Origin of the sequence: Amycolatopsis taiwanensis DSM 45107, assembly GCF_000519205.1 — a bacterium.
Taxonomy (GTDB): Bacteria; Actinomycetota; Actinomycetes; order Mycobacteriales; family Pseudonocardiaceae; genus Amycolatopsis_E; species Amycolatopsis_E taiwanensis.
This window is the reverse complement of the sequence record NZ_JAFB01000003.1, coordinates 335721-354147: the sequence shown is the minus strand read 5'-3', so window position 1 is coordinate 354147 and position 18427 is coordinate 335721. Positions and strand designations below refer to the sequence as shown.

Below are 18427 nucleotides of genomic sequence, written 5' to 3'. Positions count from 1 at the left end.
GCGCCGAGGCGACGGTTTCCCCTACCTCCCCGCGGCGTATCCCTGCATGCCACGCGGATTGGCCGCGGCCGAGAGCACCCCGGTTTCCGGGTCGCGCGCGACCACGCACAACCTGCCCAGCGACCAGGGGTCCGCGACGGTCACCCGGTGCCCGCGGCGGCGGAGTTCGGCGATCGCCGCCTCGCCGATCCGCGATTCCACGGTCAACCCGCCGGGAACCATCGAGCGCGGGTAGAACGAGCTCGGGAAGCTTTCGCTGTGCCAGTTCGGCGCGTCGATCGCGCCCTGCAGGTCGAGGCCGCCGCGCACCTTTTCGCGCAGCGCGACCGCGAGGAAGAAATGCACCTGCCACTGGTCCTGCTGGTCGCCGCCGGGCGTGCCGAACGCCAGCACCGGCTCGCCGCCGCGCAGCGCCAGCGACGGGGTCAGCGTGGTGCGCGGACGCTTGCCGGGCATCAGCGAGTTGGGCAGGCCCTCGTCGAGCCAGGCCATCTGCAGCCGGGTGCCGAGCGGGAAGCCGAGGCCGGGCACCACCGGGTTGGACTGCAGCCAGCCGCCGCTGGGCGTCGCGGCGACCAAATTGCCCCACCGGTCCGCCACGTCGACATGGCAGGTGTCGCCCCGGGTGGCGCCGTTCATCGCCACGGACATGGCCACCGTCGGCTCGCCCGCACCGGCCGGCACCTCCAGGTCGCCGCCCTCGCTGATGCGCCGGGATTGCCGGCTCAACCGCGGCTCCCGGCCATCGGGGCTGCCCGGGCGTATTTCCGGCGACGCCTGCTCGCGGATCAGGGCGCGCCGTTTTTCGTTGTATTCCACCGAAAGCAGCGCATCCACGGACATGTCCGTGCTGTCGCCGTACCAGGCTTCGCGGTCGGCCATGGCCAGCTTCGTGCCTTCGACGAGGGTGTGCACGTAGTCAGGCGTGCCGTACTCCAGATCGTCTCCCAGCAGCGCGAGTTGCTGGAGGAAGACCGGTCCCTGGCTCCACAGCCCGGCCTTGGCGACCGTCCAGTCGCGCCAGGTGTGGGTCACCGGTTCCTCGTAGCTCGCCGAGAACGCGGCGAGATCATCCGCGGTGAGCGTGCCGGCGTGCCGCTCGCCGGAGGTGTCCATTGTGGGCAGTGCGGCGAACGCGGCCAGTTCGTCGGCGATGAAGCCTTCGCGCCACACCCGGCGGGCCGCGTCGATCTGGGTTTCCCGGCCGGGCCCGGCCGCCTCCGCCTCGGCGATGAGCCGCTTCCACGTCGCGGCGAGCGCGGGATTCTTCAGCAGCGCACCCGGCGCGGGGGACTTGCCGTCGCGCAGGTAGAGCTCGGCCGAGGTGGTCCATTCGGTTTCGAACAGGCGGCGCACGGTTTCGACGGTCTCGCCGACCCGTTCCACCGCGGGGTGCCCGCGTTCGGCGTAGCCGATGGCGTAGCCGAGGACTTCGGCGAGCCGCTTCGTGCCGTGGTCGCGCAACAGCAGCATCCACGCGTCGAAGGCGCCCGGCACGGCGGCGGCCAGCGGGCCGGTGCCCGGCACCAGCTCCAGGCCGAGGGCGGTGTAGTGCCCGATCGTCGCGCCGGCCGGCGCCGGACCTTGTCCACAAAGGACCGTCGGACGGCCGCCGGCCGGGGCGAGGATGATCGGCACCTCGCCGGCCGGCCCGTTCAGGTGCGGCTCCACCACGTGCAGCACGAACCCCGCGGCCACCGCGGCGTCGAAGGCGTTCCCGCCGTCCTCCAGTACCGCCATCGCGGTGGCCGAGGCGAGCCAGTGGGTGGATGACACCATGCCGAAGGTGCCTTGCAGAGTGGGGCGAGTGCTGAACATATCCTGAGTAAAACACCCGATCTTCGGCGACGTCCAAGACATGCCGGGCACCGGTCGAATAGCTTCTCGCTATGGAACGGCGGCAGCTCGAATACTTCGTGGCGATCGTCGAGCACGGTGGGTTCACCTTGGCCGCGCGATCGCTGCGCGTCGCCCAGCCGTCGCTGTCACGCGCGATCCGCAACCTGGAACGCGACCTGGGTGTCACGCTGTTTCACCGGGTCGGCCGCAACGCCGTGCTCAGCACCGCGGGGGAGTTGCTGGTCGAACGGGCACGCCTGGTGTTGCGTGACTTCGACGCGTTGCGCGCGGCCGCGCACGCGATCGGCGACGGGGCGGTCGGGCGGGTCGACGTCGCCGCGACCCCCTCCTCGGCGCTGGACCCGGTGGCCGGCACGGTCGCCGAGCTTCGCCGGCGCCAGCCGGGCGTGACGGTCAGTACGTCGTCCGCGCTGTCGGCGGCCGAGGTGATCGGGATGGTCGTGCGGGGACGCTGCGAGGTCGGGGTGTGCGGCAGCGCGGAGCGGCCCGCCGGGCCGGGGCTGGTCGCGTATCACCTGCGGGACGAGGAGTTCCTGGTGGTGGCCCCGCCCGGGACGGCGCTCGGCCGGCGCGGCTGGGTGCACCCGGCGGACCTGCGTGGCCTCGGGTTCGTGATGACCCGGCCGACCAGCGCCGTCCGCGCCCTGTTCGACCGGCTCGCCGCCCAGGTCGGCGACCTGACCGTGGTGGCCGAGGTGGGCGACCGCAGCGTCGTCCTGCCGATGGTGCTCGCGGGGATCGGGGTCGGGTTGATGCCGGACGGCTGGGACGACCTCGCGCGCCGGGCGGGCGCCGAGGTGTACCGGTTCGACCCGCCGGAGCGGCTTCCGCAGTGGCTGATCCACCGCACCGGCCCGCTCAGCGCGGCCACCCGGGCGTTCGTGGAGACCACGCTCGCCCAGGCCACGGGTGTTACGGGACTGTGACTCCGAGGGGTTCCGGCGATCTGTGAAGCGCAGTATGTTGTCGCCCACAACATTTGAATGTTGCTGACCACAACATTTATCAAGGGGACGCAATGAAGCGCAGTCAGACCCTTGCCCTCCTGGCCGCCGGCACCGGGCTCGTCCTGGCCCTGGCCGGGTGTGGGGCGAACAGTTCCGGTGGCTCCAGCGGTGCCGACACCAACGGCGGCCAGGCCGCCAGCAACGGCCCGAAGGTCGGGGTCATCCTGCCGGAGACGGCCACCTCGGCCCGGTGGGAGGCCTTCGACCAGCCGATGCTCCAATCCGCGCTGGTCAAGGCCGGTCTCAACCCGATCATCGAGAACGCCCAGGGCGACAACCAGAAGTTCTCGCAGCTGGCCGACAGCATGCTCAGCCAGAACGTGAAGGTGCTGATCATCGCCGCACCCAACGGGGACGTCGGCGCGACCGTCGAGCGCAAGGCGAAGGCCCAGGGCGTGCCGGTGATCGACTACGACCGGCTCAACCTGGGCGGCAGCGCCGACTACTACGTCAGCTTCGACAACGTGCGCGTCGGCGAGTTGCAGGGCCAGGCGCTCAAGCAGTCCTTGGCGGACAAGCCGGGCGCGCAGGTGATCGAGATCGAAGGCTCGCCCACCGACAACAACGCGACGCTGTTCTACAACGGCCAGCAGAACATCGTTAAGCCGCTCTACGACTCCGGCGCACTCAAGCTGGTCAACAGCCAGCGGATCGACGGCTGGGACAACGCCAAGGGCGGCAACACCTTCGAGCAGCTCCTGTCGGCCAACGGCGGCAAGGTCGACGGCGTGCTCGCGGCCAACGACGGCCTGGCCGGCGCGATCATCACCGTGCTGCGGAAGAACAACCTCGCCGGCAAGATTCCGGTGACCGGGCAGGACGCCAGCGCCGCCGGGCTGAAGGCGATCTTGCAGAAGGTCCAGTACTCGACGGTGTTCAAGCCCATCCAGCAGGAGGCCGACGCCACCGCCGAGCTCGCCGCGGACCTGGTCAAGGGAGACACCGCCGCCGCGGACAAGGTCGCCAAGGACTCCTCGACGGACCCGACCGGCAACCGCACCGTCAAGTCCGTGCTGCTGACGCCGCAGATGATCACCTACGACAACGTGAAGACCGTGGTCGACGCCGGTTACGTGAAGGCGTCAGAGATCTGCGACGGGGACACCGCCAGTGTCTGCGCCACGCTGAACATCTCGTAGCGATGCCCGTTCGTTTGGTGGTGGCGGGGGCCGTCGGAGTTCCCGCCATCACCGGCTCGGTGATCCACTGTGGAGGTTGACGAAGTGAACGAGCCGATCCTGGCCCTGCGTGGCGTGAACAAGAGCTTCGGCCCCGTCCACGTGCTGCACGATGTGGACTTCTCGGTGCGGCCGGGCGAGGTGACCGCGCTCGTCGGCGACAACGGCGCGGGCAAGTCGACCCTGGTCAAGTGCATCGCGGGGATCCACCCGACCGACTCCGGCGAGATCTTCTTCGACGGCAAGCCGGCCCACATTTCCAGCCCGCGCGACGCGGCCGCGCTCGGCATCGAGGTCGTCTACCAGGACCTCGCGCTGGCGGACAACCTGGACGTCGTCCAGAACATGTTCCTGGGCCGGGAACGGCTCCGGCGCGGTGTGCTCGACGAGGCGTCCATGGAACTCGACGCCCGAAGGACCCTGGCTTCGCTTTCGGTGCGCACGGTCAAATCGGTGCGGACACCGGTCTCGGCGCTGTCCGGCGGCCAGCGGCAGACCGTCGCGATCGCCAAGGCCGTGCTGTGGGACAGCAAGGTCGTGCTGCTCGACGAGCCGACGGCCGCGCTCGGCGTGGCCCAGACCCGCCAGGTGCTCGACCTGGTGCGCCGGCTGGCCGAGCAGGGTCTGGGGGTGGTGCTGATCAGCCACAACATGAACGACGTCTTCGAGGTCGCGGACCGGATCGCGACCCTCTACCTCGGCCGGCTCGCCGCGGACGTCGCCACCAAGGACGTCACCAACAGCCAGATCGTCGAGCTCATCACCACGGGCCGTTCCGGTGATCTCGGCCTGGCGCGGCCGGAAGCCGCGGCGGTTTAAGCCAAACATGGAACCCCTTGTGTCAACCCGCGGCAGTCACGGTGACCACCGAGCGCGCGCCTCTGTCCCGCTATCGGGGCGGCAGGGCGCCGCTATGGGTGAGGTGACTCGAATTCGTCTGGAGCGCCCTGTCGACACGATCGCGGTCGCGCGCAAACTCGCGAAGGAAATGCCATGACTGACACTCCCACTGATACTCCCAGCAAGGTGGCCACCGGCGCGGTCGTCTCCGACTTCGGCATCGACACGACGTCGCGCTCCACCCTGGAGGCGATCGGCGATTACTTCCGCCGGGTACGCGGCGGCCAGCTGGGCGCGCTGCCTGCGCTGCTCGGTCTGCTCGTGCTGGTCATCGTGTTCACCGCGCTGTCGGGCAATTTCTTCACGCTCAACAACATCGGGAACCTGTTCGCGCAGGGTGCCGGCCAGACGATCATCGCCATGGGCATCGTGCCGGTGCTGCTGCTCGGCGAGATCGACCTGTCCGCCGGCACCGCGTCCGGCGTGGCGGCCGGCGTGCTGGCGCTGCATCTCAAGCAGCACGGCAACCTGCTCGGCGCGATGGGGCCGGTCGTGTTCTACGGGTTCGTGATCGGCTCGCTCGCCGCGGTCGCGTTGTGCGCCGTGCTGCGGATCTGGGCCGGCGCCGCGCTTTCCGCGGTGGCGGCGGTGATCCTGCTCGCCGGGTTCCCGGCGAACCCGTGGGTGGAGATCGTCCTGGCGGTCTGCGTGGGCACGGTGATCGGCAGTCTCACCGGCGCGCTCGTGTCCAAGATCCGGATCCCGGCGTTCGTGGTCACCCTGGCACTGTTCATCGGGTGGTACGGCCTGCTGCTCGCGCTGGTCGGCAAGGACGGCACCGTCCCGGTCGGCTCGTCGCACGTGCTGGACCAGGTGGCCAACGGCAACCTCAGCACGCTGGGCAGCTGGGTGATGTTCGTGATCCTGGGCGGCGGCTACGCCGTGGTCGTGTTGTACCGGCATTTCGCCCGGCTGCGCAACGGCCTGGTGGCCCAGCCCACCGCGCTGGTCGCGGTCAAGGCCGGAGCGGTCGTGGTCCTCGGCGGCGTGGCCACCGCGCTGTTCACCCTGAACCGCGCGAGCAACGCCAACAGCGTCATCAAGGGCGTCCCGTATGTGGTGCCGATCATCCTGGTGCTGCTGGTCGTCGGGACCTTCGTGCTGGACCGTACCCAGTACGGACGGCACGTGTACGCTGTTGGCGGCAATGCGGAAGCGGCCCGTCGCGCGGGCGTCAAAGTGGACAAGATCCGGATGAGTGTCTTCGTGATCTGCTCTTCGGTCGCGGCACTCGGCGCCATCGTCTACACGTCGAAGGTCGGTGCCGTGGACGGGAACTCCGGCGGCGGCAACACCCTGCTGTTCGCGGTCGGTGCCGCGGTGATCGGCGGCACGTCCCTGTTCGGCGGCCGGGGCCGCCTGCGGGACGCCGTGATCGGCGGGCTCGTGCTGGCCACCGTCCAGAACGGACTCGGGCTGCTCGGGTACCAGGCGGAGATCGTGAACATGGTGACCTGCCTGGTGCTGCTGTTCGCGGCCACGGTGGATGCGCTGTCCCGCCGCCGCGCCAGCGTGACCGGCTAAAGCGCCAGAGAAGAGCCCAGGTTTGTCGACCACAGCCACGGCCGGAACCCGCCCGGACGACGTTCGCCGGCACAATCGTGCCGCCCTGCTGCGACGGTTGCATGTGGACGGCCCGGCGACCAGGGCGAAGCTCGCCAGCACGCTCGGGCTCAACCGCAGCACGATCAAGGCACTGGTGGACGGCCTCGCCGAGGACGGCGTGGTGGAGGAGCGGGTGCCGGTGCAGCGCAGCGGTGCCGGCCGGCCGTCGCTGCTGGTGCTGCCGCAGCCGCAGGCCGCCGTGGTGCTCGCGGTCGACATCCGCGTCGAGCGCGTGGCGATGGCGCTGGTCGGGATCGGCGGCGCGATCCTTGCCCGCGGCAGCTGGAACGCGCGGGAGGGCAGGCGGGAACCGGCCGAGGTGTTCACCAAGATCGTGGACACCGCCGGCCCGCTGATCGACGAACTGGCGGTCCGTCCCGTGGCGGTCGGGGTGTCCGTGCCGGGCGTGGTCCGGCACTCCGACGGCTTCGTGCACGAGGCGCCGAACCTGCACTGGAGCGACGTTCCGCTGGGCGGGTGGCTGTCCCGGGCGCTCGAGGTGAATGTCCACATGGGAAACGACGCGGAGCTCGGCGCGCTCGCCGAGCACCTGCGCGGCGCCGCCCGCGGGGCCGACGACATCGTCTACATCGGTGCGGACGTCGGCGTCGGCGGCGGCGTGATCTCCAACGGTGTGTCGATGCGCGGCGCGGGCGGGCACCACATCGGCGAGGTCGGGCACATGGTGGTCCGGCCCGGCGGGCTGCCCTGCTACTGCGGGTCGTACGGCTGCTGGGAGACCGAGGTCGGGGAGCGGGCGTTGTGCCGCGCGCTCGACCTCGACGAGAACTCGCCCGTCGGCGCCATCGTGGCGGAACTGCGCTCCGCCCGCACCCTGTCGGCGCCGGAGCGGCTGGGCGAGTTCGCCGAGTGGCTCGCGATCGGCCTGTCCAACGTGGTGAACCTGTTGTGTCCCAAGCTCGTCGTGCTCGGCGACCTGTTCACCGCGCTGCCCCCGGCGCTGGTCGCCGACCTGGAGCGGACCGTGCGGGAACGCAGCCTGGTCAGCCGTGCCCTCGGCGGCACCCGGGTGGTGACCTCGGCCCTCGGCCCGGACGCGAAGCTGCTCGGCGCCGCCGAACTCGCCTTCGAAACCGTCCTCTCCGCCTGGTAGCCCCACCCACACCGCCCGCCCCCGCCCCTTCACACGAACCCCCTTCAGCCACGCGAATCCCCGCTCCAGCCACGCGAAATCCCGGTTCCGGTCGGCGTGTCCCCGCTCCAGGCGTCCGAGTTCCCGGTTCAGGCACTCGTGTTCCCGCTTCCGGCGACCGTGCCGGTCGGCAGGGAAGGCGGCGGATCGTGCTTCGCGCGTGGCGCGATGACGACACCGGCCAGCAGCGCCACGGCGGCGAGCAGGAACACCATGGACAGTCCGCCACTGCCGTCAAACAGCACCGTGGTCCAGCCGAATGCGGCGATGCCCACGGACCCGCCGATCTGGCGCGCGAAGGTCAGGGTGGCCATCCCCGCGCCGAGGATGTCTTTCGGCGCACGGGATTGGGCGAACACGGTGTAAGCCTGCATGGACAGTCCGAGCGCCGCGCCGTTGAGCGCCAACGCCGTCGCCGTCAGCGCGATGCGGACTGGGCTGGGGGAGAGGAGGGGGATCGCGGCCATGCCCAACGACCCGGCCACACCCAGCGCCAGCCCGGCCCGTCCCCAGGCGGCGATGCGGGGCCACCGGCGGGCGAGTGCCGCGAACCCGCTGCCGGAGAACACCTGACCGATGCTCATGGGCAGCAACAACAGTCCGGTGGCCGCCGGATTCCCGCCGCTGCCGCCGGTGATGGCCAATGACACATAGGTGAAACCGCCGAACAGAGCGACGCCACTGAGCAGCGTGACGACGACTGCCCGCGCCAAGCCCGCGTCGACGAACAGTCGCGGGGGCACCAGCGGTGCGGGCGCGCGGCGTTCGACCCGGACGAAGGCCAGGGCCGCCCCGGCGGCCACGGCGACCAGCAGCAGTGTCCACAACGGACTCGAGGCCAGCGCGCCATTGCTGCCGAGCACGACGATCGCGCTGCCGGCGATCGCGATGAGAACGGCGCCGGTCACGTCGAACGGCAGGCGAGCGGCCTTCCGGCCGGGAACGGACCCCAGCCCGAGCGCCAGAGCCACGACGCAGCACGGCAGGTTGAGCAGGAAGATCGCGCGCCAGCCCGCGGCGGCGGTCAGCAGACCGCCCAGCGGCGCGCCGCCGATCGACGACATCGCGAACATCGCCGTCAGCCAGCCCTGCCGCCGCAGCATCTCCGCACGGCTGAACAGTTCCGCCATCGCCGACACCGCGGCCACGATCAACCCACCGCCACCGACCCCCTGCACGGCACGGGCACCGATGAGGACGGTCATCGTCGGTGCCACCGCGCAGGCCAGCGACCCGGCCGCGAACACCACCACCGATGCGGCGAACATCCGGCGCCGGCCCCATCGGTCGCCGAGGTTTCCGTGCAACGGGGTGGTGACCGCGACCGCCAGCAGGTAAGCGGCGGTGACCCCGCCCGCGGCCTCGATACCGAGGTCAACGGCGAGCGACGGTAGGGCCGCCACGACGACGTTCGTGTCCAACGCCGCCATGAACATGCCGATCAGCAACGCAGCGAACGCCGCGTTGCGGGCTCGGGGCAGCGGGAGCACCCTGCCAGTTGTATGCATATCGCAGACGTTATCTATGCGAATCGCACGCAGTCAAGGTAGGGTCGTGTCGTGGGATCACGTGCGAAACAGGTGCCGGCAGAACAGGAACTGACCGAAGCCGGGCCCGCCTTGTTCCGGCTGGTGCGGTTCTGGTCCCGGCGGTGGATCACTCGTACCTCGGTCGAACTCACCGGCGAGATGCGCCACGTCCAGCACATCCTCGCGGTCGAAGCCGTCGACAGCGCCGTCGCGGACACCGGCGAGATCACCGTCACCACGGTGGCGAACCACCTCGGCCTGGACCACTCCGGCGCGAGCCGCATGGTCCGCGACGCCACCGCGGCCGGCTACCTCACCCGCGGCATATCCGGTGAGGACCGCAGGCGCGCCTCACTCCAACTCACCGAGGCCGGGCGTGACCTGCTCGCCGGGTCCCACCGGTGGCAACGCCAGACCTTCGACGACCTCACCGCCACGTGGCCTCCCGGCGACCGCCAGCGCTTCGCCGGCTACCTGACCCGCCTGGCGAGTCAGCTCGGCCTCGACCACGAGCACCGCTGACGCGGCGGGAAACTCACGGTGCCCGCCACCGCGGTGGCGGGCACCGTGAGTCCCGGACTATCCCCCGGCCATCGCTCCGACGACGAGGAAGGGCTCCTTTCCCAGAGCCACCTCCTCGGGCAGCGGAGAGTCGGGCGCCTCGTGCGAGAGGTCCTCCTCGCAGGCGAAGAACCGCACGAACGCCCGCCGCTGGTGAGAGACCTGGTCGCGAATCGTCCCGCGCAGCATGGGAAAGCGCGCTTCGAGTGCGTCAAGGATGGAACGTTGCGTGATCGCGCCATCGACTTCGAGCAGCACCTCGCCGGAGATGTGCGCGAGGGTGCGCAGGTGCGCCGGCAGGACAACGCGGATCATGGCAGCGTCTGCACTTCCACGGACAGCACGGCAGGCAGGTCCCGCACGATCGGCGCCCAGCTGTCCCCGCCGTCCGGCGAGGCGTACACCTGACCGCCGGTGGTTCCGAAGTAGACACCGCAGTCGTCGAGCGAGTCGACCGCCATCGCGTCGCGCAGCACGTTCACATAGCAGTTGCGCTGCGGCAGGCCCTTGGTCAGCGGCTCCCACTCGTCGCCGCCGGAGCGGCTGCGGTACACCTGCAACTGCCCGTCGAGCGGGAAGTGCTCCGAGTCGCTCTTGATCGGCACCACATAGAGGGTGTCCGGCTCGTGCGCATGCACGTCGATGACGAACCCGAAGTCGGTGGGCAGGTTGCCGCTGATCTCGCGCCAGGTCTCGCCCGCGTCGTCGGTGCGCATCACGTCCCAGTGCTTCTGCATGAACAGCACGTCCGGCCGGGACGGGTGGCTGGCCAGGTGATGCACACAGTGCCCGACCTCGGCCTCGGGATTCGGGATGCCCTCCGAACGCAGGCCGCGGTTGATCGGCCGCCACGTCTTGCCCGCGTCGTCGCTGCGGAACGCTCCGGCGGCGGAGATGGCGGTGTAGATCCGGCCCGGGTCACGCGGGTCGAGCACGATCGTGTGCAGGCACATCCCGCCCGCACCCGGCTGCCACCGCGGCCCCGACTCGTGCGTACGCAGTCCCGGCAGCTCCTGCCAGGTCTGTCCGCCGTCGCCGGACCGGAACAGGGCCGCGTCCTCGACGCCGGCGTAGACGGTGTCGGGGTCGGTCAGCGACGGCTCCAGGTGCCACACCCGGGCGAACTCCCACGGGTGCGGGGTCCCGTCGTACCACTGGTGGGTGCCGGGCGTGCCGTCGTAGGTGAACTGGTTGCCGACCGGCCGCCAGGTTTCGCCTCCGTCGTCGGAACGCTGGACCAGTTGCCCGAACCAGCTCGTCGACTGGGAGACGTACAGGCGGTCCGGATCGGCCGGCGAGCCGGCTAGATGGTAGATCTCCCAGCCCGCGAAGTGCGGGCCGCTGACGTCCCACTCGGCACGTTTGCCATCGGAGGTCAGCACGAAGGCACCCTTTCGCGTGCCGACCAGAACCCGTACCCGGCTCATGGCTACTCCCTGTCGGAGAACGGTGGAATGCCCATCAACCTAAGCCGGAGCGGTACGGACGTCTTCTCCAATCTTGCGCAGTGCTCCACCCAGCCGGGTGACGCCGGTCGGCGCCGCCACGCAAGCCGCGGCGAACCGGTCTCTAGCCGATCGGGCCTTCGGCGAGCGTGACCTGGGTGCTCTGCTGTGCGCCGGTCGGGTCGAGCCAGGTGAGCGTGATCTTGTCGCCGGGGTGCTGCCCGTCCAGCAGCGTGGTGAGCGTCGTCGCCGAGTCGATGGGCCGGCCGTTGATCGCGGTGATCACGTCGCCCCTGGCCAATCCGGCCTGCTCGGCGGGTCCTCCGGTGACGACCTGCGCGAGGGACGCACCTTCGTTCGCGTCGGTGACCGAGACGCCGAGGAACGCGGTGGCGCCGATGTGGACGTTCTGCGACGCGGAGCCGGATTCGATCTGTTTGGCGATATCCAGCGCCTGGTTGATCGGGATCGCGAAGCCGGCGCCCCGGCCCGTGCCGTGCGCGCTGCCACGGGGCCCGAACTGGTAGCCGGTGGACGCGGCGGTGTCCATACCGATCACCTGGCCCGCGCTGTTCACCAGCGGGCCGCCCGAGTCACCGGACTGGATGTTCGCGTTCACCTGGATCAGCCCGGTGAGCTGCTCGGAGCTGCCGCTGGACTCGTCGGAGGCGGTGATCTCCTGGCCGAGCGCGGTGACCGTGCCGGGCGCGACGCTCGGCGTGCCACCGGTGCCGCCCGCGTTGCCGATGCCGGCGACCTGGTCGCCGACCGCCACCTTCGACGAGTCGCCGGTGGTGACCGTGGCGAGGTTCGACGCGCCCTGCAGCTTCAGCACGGCGACGTCCTCGGACCGGTCGTAACCGACGACGCTGGCGCTGTAGGTCTGCCCGTTGCCCACGTCGGTGACCTGGATGCGGGTCGCGCCCTCCACGACGTGGTTGTTGGTCAGCACCTCGCCGTCCGGGGTGAGCACCATCCCGGTCCCGGCGGCCTCGCCACCCTGGTAGCCGAGCACGGTGTTGATGTCCACCAGCCCGGGATCGACCTTCGCCGCGACGCCTTGGGGGTCCAGCGGCTGGGCCGGGCTCTGGCTCTGCTGGCTCCACGGAGCCCAGGCGCGAGACTGGTTGAGCGGCCCGTGCCGGGCGCTGAAGAGCATGACACCGAGACCGGCGAGCGCGGCCAGCGCGATCACGGCCAGCAGCGCACTGAGCCGGTGAGAAGACCTCCGCGGCGGCGGGTAGGGAGCCCGGTAACGCGGGTCGTACGGCGAATACGCGTACGGATCGTGTCCGTATGGCTGCTGACCGTGCGGGTACTGCCCCCGGTTGCGCTCGTGGTACGGCGGAAACTGGTCGCTCATGTTTCCAGTACAACTCGTTGTGCTGAGAAGTGCCTACGGCACAACCCGTGAATCTGTTAAGAACCGGGTGTGACGCTTGGGATCAGGACAGGCGGACATCGTGCCGGGTGCGTTCGCCGCCGACCTGGACGGGCTGGCGGACGGGTGGGTAGCTGGTGGCCACCACGGTGTAGGTGCCGGCGTCGAGATCGTGGAAGGCGTAGCGCCCGTTCGCGTCCACGGTGCCGCTGCGCACCACGTGACCGGCTTCGTCCAGCAGCGTCACGGTGACTTCGGGCCGGGGGTCCGGCAGCCCCACCGAACCGGCGATCGTCGCCCCGTCGACCAGTTCCACGTCCTGCTTGGTGGCCACGAAATCGCTGACCTTCACGGCGAGCGCGGTGGGCCGGTAGGACCGCGCGTTGACCGCCAGCGTGTAGGTGCCCGGAGCCAGCGACGGGAACGCGTATTCGCCGCCACTGCCGGAAATCCGCGAGTCGAAGACGTCACCGCGCAGGTCGGTCAGCGTCACCACGGCGTCCATGATCGGCACGCCGGTGCGCTCGGCCCGCACCACGCCGCTCAGCCCGCTGGCGCCGTGCAGCACCAGATCCAGCCGGACCGTCTCGGCGGCGACGTTCACCGTCGCCGCCTCGGGCCGGTGCGCGGGCGCCGACGCGATCAGCACATAGCTGCCGGCGCCGGGCGCCCACAGGGTGAAGGCTCCGGTGTGGTCGGCGGCGTTGCGGGCTATCTGCAATCCACTGGCGTCGACGAGCGTGACCGCCGCCTGCGGAACCGGCGTGTCGCCCGGGTCGGTCACCCGGCCGGAAACCTCGATCATGGCTGGGCATCTTCTCGCGTTCGCGTGGCCAGGTCCAGATCCACCGTGACCGATTCGCCCGCGCCGAGCTCGACCTGGCGCAGCGCCGGCTCGAAGAGGCTGGTGACCACGGTGTATTCCCCCGCCGTCAGGTCCGGTATCCGGTACTGCCCGTCCGGCCCCGAGACCGCCTCGCCGACCGGGCGCCCGTCGGCGTCGTTCACCGTCACCGTCGCGCCCGCCAGCGGTTGTCCGTCCGGGCCGGAAACGGTGCCGTGCAGGACCACCGTCTCAGGCGCGCCGCCGGCGAGCACGAAGTCGTGCACCGCGCCGAAGCCGTTCACGGTCACCGAAGCCGCCTCCGGCTGGAAACCGGGTGCGGTGACGATGAGCGTGTAGACGCCCGACTCCAGGCCGGTGACCCGGTAGCCGCCGTTCGGATCGGTCTTCGCCCGGGCCACCTGCCTGCCGTCGAGCCCGGTCACGGTGATCACGCCTGGCACGCTGTGTCCGTCGGGGGTGCGCAGCCGCCCGCTGACCGCGTGCACCGGCTCCGGGACGGCTTCCTCGACCGCCGCGCCGACCAGTTCCCCGGCCGCGGCGGCCAGTTCCGAACCCGCGGACTCACGCGGCCCTCCGGCGGGCGCCGGTACCGGAGTGAGCTTCGGCTTTCCGACGAGCCAGGAGGCGATCGCGGCGACCAGGCACACCACGATGGCGAACCAGAACGCGGCCGTCAGCCCGTCGGAGAACGGCCCGGAGATCAGCTCGGGGAAGAAGCTGCGGCCGGTCAGGAACGACGCCTGGTCGGCGGGTAGCTGCGCGACGGTCGGGCCGAGCAACTGCTGGATCGGGTTGTAGCCGAGGAAGGCCGCGAACAGCACACCCACCGGGGGCAGGTGCGCGATGTGGTCGGCGTCGGTGGCCGAAACCCCATGGGTGACCAGGCCCTGCGCCATCGTCGTCGGCAGGTGGTTGGCCAGCCCGGCGATCATGAGGCTGAAGAAGAAGCCGATCGACAGCACCATCGCCGAGTTCTGGAAGGTCGCGGTCATCCCGGCCCCGGCGCCGCGCGCGCCGGCCGGCAGGCTGTTCATGATGTCGGCCCGGTTCGGGGACACGAACAGGCCCATGCCGAGCCCGTTGAGCAGCAGGATCACCGCGAACGGCCAGTAGCTGAAGTTGACCGGCAGCATCTCCAGCAGCAGGAAGCTGACCGCGGTGAGCAGCATGCCGCCCCCCGCCAGCGCCCGGCCGCCGATCCGGTCGGTGATCACGCCGGAGGTGGGCGCGGAGATCAGGAATCCGATCGTCATCGGCAGCATGTAGATGCCGGCCCACAGGGGAGTCTGCTCGAAGCTGTAGCCGTGCTGGGGCAGCCAGATCCCCTGCAGCCAGATGATCAGGATGAACTGCAACCCGCCGCGGCCGAGCGAGGCGAGCAGGTTCGCCACGTTGCCGAGGGCGAACGCGCGGATCTTGAACAGGCCGAGATGGAACAGCGGGTTGGCCACCCTGGTCTCGATGATCCCGAAGATCACCAGCACGACCAGGCCGCCGATGATGCAGGACAGCACGAACGGGCTCGTCCAGCCCATGGTGCGGCCGCCGTAGGGCTGCAGGCCGTAGGTGATGCCGACCAGCACCGCGATCAGGCCGACCGCGAAGGTCAGGTTGCCCCACCAGTCCATTTTCGCGGGTTGCCGCTCGCTGGTGTCGTGCAGTTTGAGGTAGGCCCAGATGGTGCCGAAGATGCCGAAGGGCACCGACACCAGGAACACCAGCCGCCAGTCGAGGGGGCCGAGCACGCCGCCGATGACCAGGCCGAGGAACGACCCGGCGATCGCCGCGACCCCGTTGATGCCCAGCGCCGTGCCGCGCTGGCGGAGCGGGAAGGCGTCGGTGAGGATGGCGCTGGAGTTGGCCATCAGGAACGCGCCGCCGATGCCCTGCACCACCCGCCACGCGATCATCCAGATCGCCGCGGCGCTGCCGTCCATCCACGTCACCGCGAGCAACACCGACGAGACGGAGAACACCGCGAAACCGAGGTTGTACATCCGTACCCGGCCGTACATGTCGCCGAGGCGCCCGAACCCGACCACCAGCACCGCGGTCACCACGATGAAGCCCATCATCATCCACAGCAGGTAGCTGGTGTTGGCGGGCTCCAGCGGGTTGACGTGGATGCCGCGGAAGATGTCCGGCAGCGCGATCAGCACGATCGAGGAGTTGATGGTGGCCATCAGCATGCCCAGCGTCGTGTTCGACAGCGCGATCCACTTGTAACGCGGGCCGAGTTCCTCGATCGAGTACGTACGCCGATGCCGGCGATGCGGTTGCATCGGTGCCTGCACGGCAGCCTCCACGTCCATCACTCCAACCAGAAGGGATGCGTCACCGTTGACCGGCCAGGAAAACTTAGTTGTCCTATGCTAACTGATTTCAGCCGGGCCGGGCGAGGTGCCCACGGGACCGGCACCGTGATGTTGATCGCCGGACCCCGTGTCCCCGCTTCAGGCACCCGAGTTCCGGCTTCAGGCACCCGAGTTCCGCCTTCAGGCACCCGAGTTCCGCCTTCAGGCACCCGAGTTGCGGCTTCGGGCACCCGAGTTCCGGCTTCAGGCGCCTGAGTTCCGGGTTCGGGCACCTGAGTTCTGGCTTTGGGCACCTGAGTTCTGGCTTTGGGCGCCCGAGTTCCGGCTTCGGGAGCCGGACTCGTTCTTCACCGCTGACCACGCCGCTCGCCGGATCAAGGTAGGAGCAGGGAAAGCGCTTACAAAACCGTTCGAGGCGGGCCGGGAGGAGACCTTCGCGCGACTCGAACCGATCACGATCTCATCGCCGACGGTCGGTACCGGCCCGTTGTCGGCTACGGTGGTCCGACCGCCCGGAGGTCCGGCGCGCGGGTGTCGGAGCTTCGGATGTGGTGCCTGCTCGCCGGCAAGGAGGGCTCCGGCCATCAAACCTGGGGTGCCGAGTTGGAGCGAGGACACCGGCTGACCGAGAAACAGGCCAGCGCGTGGGCGGCCTACCTCACCGCCGCCCGGCTCGTCGAAGGCGCGATGGCGCACTGGTTCCGGGTGGGCGCCGCGCTTTCGGTGGGCGACTACCACCTCCTGCGGGAGCTTTCCGTGGCGGAGGGCAAAAGCCTGCGCATGGGCGAGATCGCGCACCTGCTCCTCGCGCCGAAGAGCCGGGTCAGCTACCAGGTCGACCAGCTGGTCAAACGCGGCCTGGTCCGCCGGGAGCCGCATCCGGACGACGCGCGCGGGCTGGTGGCGGTCCTCACCGAGGATGGGGAGCGGCTGCTGGCGGACACCACGCCGGATTACGTCGAGTGCGTGCGGAGGCATTTCTTCGACCTGCTCGACGACGACCAGCTCGAGGACCTGGAGCGGATCTGCGCCCGGCTCGTCGACCGCCTTCGGGCCGGTGGGCGATAGCAGCTCGCCGTCAGCCCGGCCGGCTGCGGGTCGGTTACCGGCAATGAACGCGAGGACGTTTCGGCGGCGGCCGAACAGATCCGGCATTAGCGTTGTGGGCGGATGGCCGGACTCCGGAGGACGAAATGGACTTCCATGCGCTGCACCGAACCGAGCGGCCGTTGCTGTTGCCGAACGCGTGGGACCACGCGTCCGGCGCCGCACTGGCGGCGCGCGGCTTCCCGGCAGTGGGCACGACCAGCCTGGGCGTGGCCGCGGCGGCCGGGCTGCGTGACGGTGCCGGCGTCACCCGTGCCGAGACCGTGGCGCTGGCGGGGAAACTGTGCCGCCTGCCCTGCCTGGTGACGGTCGACATCGAGGGCGGGTTCAGCGAGGAACCCGCGCAGGTCGCCGCGCTGGCCCGGGAACTGGCCGGGCTGGGTGTGGTGGGGGTGAACATCGAGGACGGTCGTGGTGACCGGCTCGCGGAGACCAGGCATCAGCAGGAACTGGTGTCCGCGATCAAGAACGCGGTACCCGGGATGTTCGTGAATGCCCGCACCGACACACACTGGCTGGGCATCGCGGGCGATGACGAAGCGCTTTCCCGCGCTCGGGCCTATGTCCGGGCCGGCGCCGACGGGATCTTCGTGCCCGGAATGACCGGTGCGGAATCGATCTCGGCATTAGTGTCCGAAGTAGACAAGCCGGTCAATATCCTGTTTTCGCCCAGCGGGCCGAGTCTCAGCCGGCTCGCCGAACTGGGCGTACGCCGGGTGAGTTGCGGCTCGCTGCTGTTCCGTGCCGCGCTCGACGCGGCGCTGCGCACGGTCGACGCGATCGCCGACGATGAGCCGGTTGCCACCGGGATCATCGGCTACGGCGATGTCCAATCCCTCGCGTGACCCGTGCCCCGGGCCCGGGTTGCCGACGATCCCGTCCACGAACCGGGCGACCCGGTTTCCTGCCGTCGCCGACCTCGGCAATCGGGGAAGTTCGAGGGCCGCTAAGCGTTTTCCGTGCGCGCTCGACGGCGTATGCTCAGTTGAAAATTCACAGTGAGGGAAACGTGATGGAGGTCAAGGAACTCGGGCACGTGGTGCTCTATGTCCGCGACATCGAGCGGTCCGCGCGGTTCTACCGGGACGTGCTGGGGTGGCGGCAGATCCTGCCGGCGCCCGGCAACGCCCCCGGTCCGCGCGAGCGTCGCGCCGCGGTGTTCAACGCGCCTTCCGGGCGTACCCACCACGAACTGTTGCTGATCGAAGTAGGCGCCGACGCCGCCGGGCATCCCGAAGGAAAGCGAATCGGCCTCTACCATTTCGGCCTGAAGATCGGCACGAGCGACGACGAGTTGCGCGCCGCGCTGGCCGAATTGGCGAAGTCCGGCACGACGATCCTCGGCGCCAGCGACCACTACGCCACGCACAGCCTCTACATAGCCGATCCTGACGGCAACGAGATCGAGCTCTACGTGGACGTGCCCGGTATCGACTGGGAAACCCCCGAGGCGATCGGCACGCCGACCAAGCCCTTGTACCTCTAGCCACGCGAGAGGACACCTTCTCGAGGTCTGCACCGGCTGTACCGGGAGCAGGG

At 70.0% G+C, this 18427-nt stretch carries 16 protein-coding genes; 9 read left to right on the top strand and 7 right to left on the bottom strand.

Going from position 1 to position 18427, the window contains the following annotated elements; genetic code table 11:
• Positions 1-21: 21 nt before the first annotated feature.
• The gene (locus A3CU_RS0101650; RefSeq protein ID WP_027940789.1) at positions 22-1818 is read right to left on the bottom strand and encodes a gamma-glutamyltransferase family protein; all 1797 of its coding nucleotides are present in this window, start codon (positions 1816-1818) and stop codon (positions 22-24) included.
• Positions 1819-1889: 71 nt separating this feature from the next.
• On the opposite strand from A3CU_RS0101650, the gene A3CU_RS0101645 reads away from it, so the two are divergent.
• The 5 genes from A3CU_RS0101645 (at position 1890) to A3CU_RS0101625 (ending at position 7664) form a co-directional block, all read left to right on the top strand.
• A complete protein-coding gene (locus A3CU_RS0101645) occupies positions 1890-2786 on the top strand; it encodes a LysR family transcriptional regulator (RefSeq protein ID WP_027940788.1) in 897 nt (298 codons plus the stop codon).
• A 92-nt stretch (positions 2787-2878) separates the two neighbouring features.
• A complete protein-coding gene (locus A3CU_RS0101640; protein WP_027940787.1) occupies positions 2879-4006 on the top strand; it encodes a sugar ABC transporter substrate-binding protein in 1128 nt (375 codons plus the stop codon).
• Between the two features lie 84 nt (positions 4007-4090).
• Positions 4091-4864, top strand: coding sequence for an ATP-binding cassette domain-containing protein (locus A3CU_RS0101635; RefSeq protein ID WP_027940786.1), 774 nt, complete (start codon positions 4091-4093; stop codon positions 4862-4864).
• A gap of 174 nt (positions 4865-5038) precedes the next feature.
• The gene (locus A3CU_RS0101630; protein WP_027940785.1) at positions 5039-6469 is read left to right on the top strand and encodes a sugar ABC transporter permease; all 1431 of its coding nucleotides are present in this window, start codon (positions 5039-5041) and stop codon (positions 6467-6469) included.
• 22 nt (positions 6470-6491) lie between these two features.
• Positions 6492-7664: an ROK family transcriptional regulator gene (locus tag A3CU_RS0101625; RefSeq protein ID WP_027940784.1), complete on the top strand. Its 1173-nt coding sequence runs from the start codon at positions 6492-6494 to the stop codon at positions 7662-7664.
• A 128-nt stretch (positions 7665-7792) separates the two neighbouring features.
• Here the strand turns inward: A3CU_RS0101625 and A3CU_RS43050 are convergent, their stop codons facing one another.
• On the bottom strand, positions 7793-9211 hold the full coding sequence (locus tag A3CU_RS43050) for an MFS transporter (protein ID WP_052371359.1): 1419 nt from the start codon (positions 9209-9211) through the stop codon (positions 7793-7795).
• Positions 9212-9262: 51 nt separating this feature from the next.
• Here A3CU_RS43050 and A3CU_RS0101615 point away from each other — a divergent pair, with 51 nt between their 5' ends.
• Positions 9263-9754 carry a MarR family winged helix-turn-helix transcriptional regulator gene (locus tag A3CU_RS0101615; RefSeq protein ID WP_245616841.1) on the top strand — a complete coding sequence of 164 codons (492 nt, stop codon included), beginning with the start codon at positions 9263-9265 and terminating at the stop codon, positions 9752-9754.
• Positions 9755-9811: 57 nt separating this feature from the next.
• Here A3CU_RS0101615 and A3CU_RS0101610 read toward each other — a convergent pair whose 3' ends face one another.
• The 5 genes from A3CU_RS0101610 to A3CU_RS43045 form a co-directional block, all read right to left on the bottom strand.
• A complete protein-coding gene (locus tag A3CU_RS0101610) occupies positions 9812-10108 on the bottom strand; it encodes a MoaD/ThiS family protein (protein WP_027940782.1) in 297 nt (98 codons plus the stop codon).
• Complete coding sequence (locus A3CU_RS0101605) at positions 10105-11220, bottom strand: WD40/YVTN/BNR-like repeat-containing protein (RefSeq protein ID WP_027940781.1); 1116 nt, start codon at positions 11218-11220, stop codon at positions 10105-10107. The genes A3CU_RS0101610 and A3CU_RS0101605 overlap by 4 nt, the downstream gene beginning before the upstream one ends.
• Positions 11221-11362: 142 nt before the next feature.
• On the bottom strand, positions 11363-12601 hold the full coding sequence (locus tag A3CU_RS0101600; protein WP_084143027.1) for a S1C family serine protease: 1239 nt from the start codon (positions 12599-12601) through the stop codon (positions 11363-11365).
• Between the two features lie 82 nt (positions 12602-12683).
• Entirely contained in the window at positions 12684-13424 is a 741-nt protein-coding gene (locus tag A3CU_RS0101595; protein ID WP_027940779.1) for an MSCRAMM family protein, read from the bottom strand.
• Entirely contained in the window at positions 13421-15748 is a 2328-nt protein-coding gene (locus tag A3CU_RS43045) for an MFS transporter (protein ID WP_156960200.1), read from the bottom strand. Before A3CU_RS43045 ends, A3CU_RS0101595 begins: the two co-directional genes overlap by 4 nt.
• Positions 15749-16312: 564 nt before the next feature.
• Between A3CU_RS43045 and A3CU_RS0101585 the strand changes: the two genes are divergently transcribed.
• The 3 genes from A3CU_RS0101585 to A3CU_RS0101575 all read left to right on the top strand — a co-directional run bounded on the left by A3CU_RS0101585 (position 16313) and on the right by A3CU_RS0101575 (position 18374).
• Entirely contained in the window at positions 16313-16849 is a 537-nt protein-coding gene (locus A3CU_RS0101585) for a MarR family winged helix-turn-helix transcriptional regulator (RefSeq protein ID WP_156960190.1), read from the top strand.
• Positions 16850-16974: 125 nt separating this feature from the next.
• Complete coding sequence (locus tag A3CU_RS0101580; protein WP_027940777.1) at positions 16975-17733, top strand: isocitrate lyase/PEP mutase family protein; 759 nt, start codon at positions 16975-16977, stop codon at positions 17731-17733.
• Positions 17734-17900: 167 nt separating this feature from the next.
• Positions 17901-18374 carry a VOC family protein gene (locus A3CU_RS0101575; RefSeq protein ID WP_027940776.1) on the top strand — a complete coding sequence of 158 codons (474 nt, stop codon included), beginning with the start codon at positions 17901-17903 and terminating at the stop codon, positions 18372-18374.
• Positions 18375-18427 lie beyond the last annotated feature (53 nt).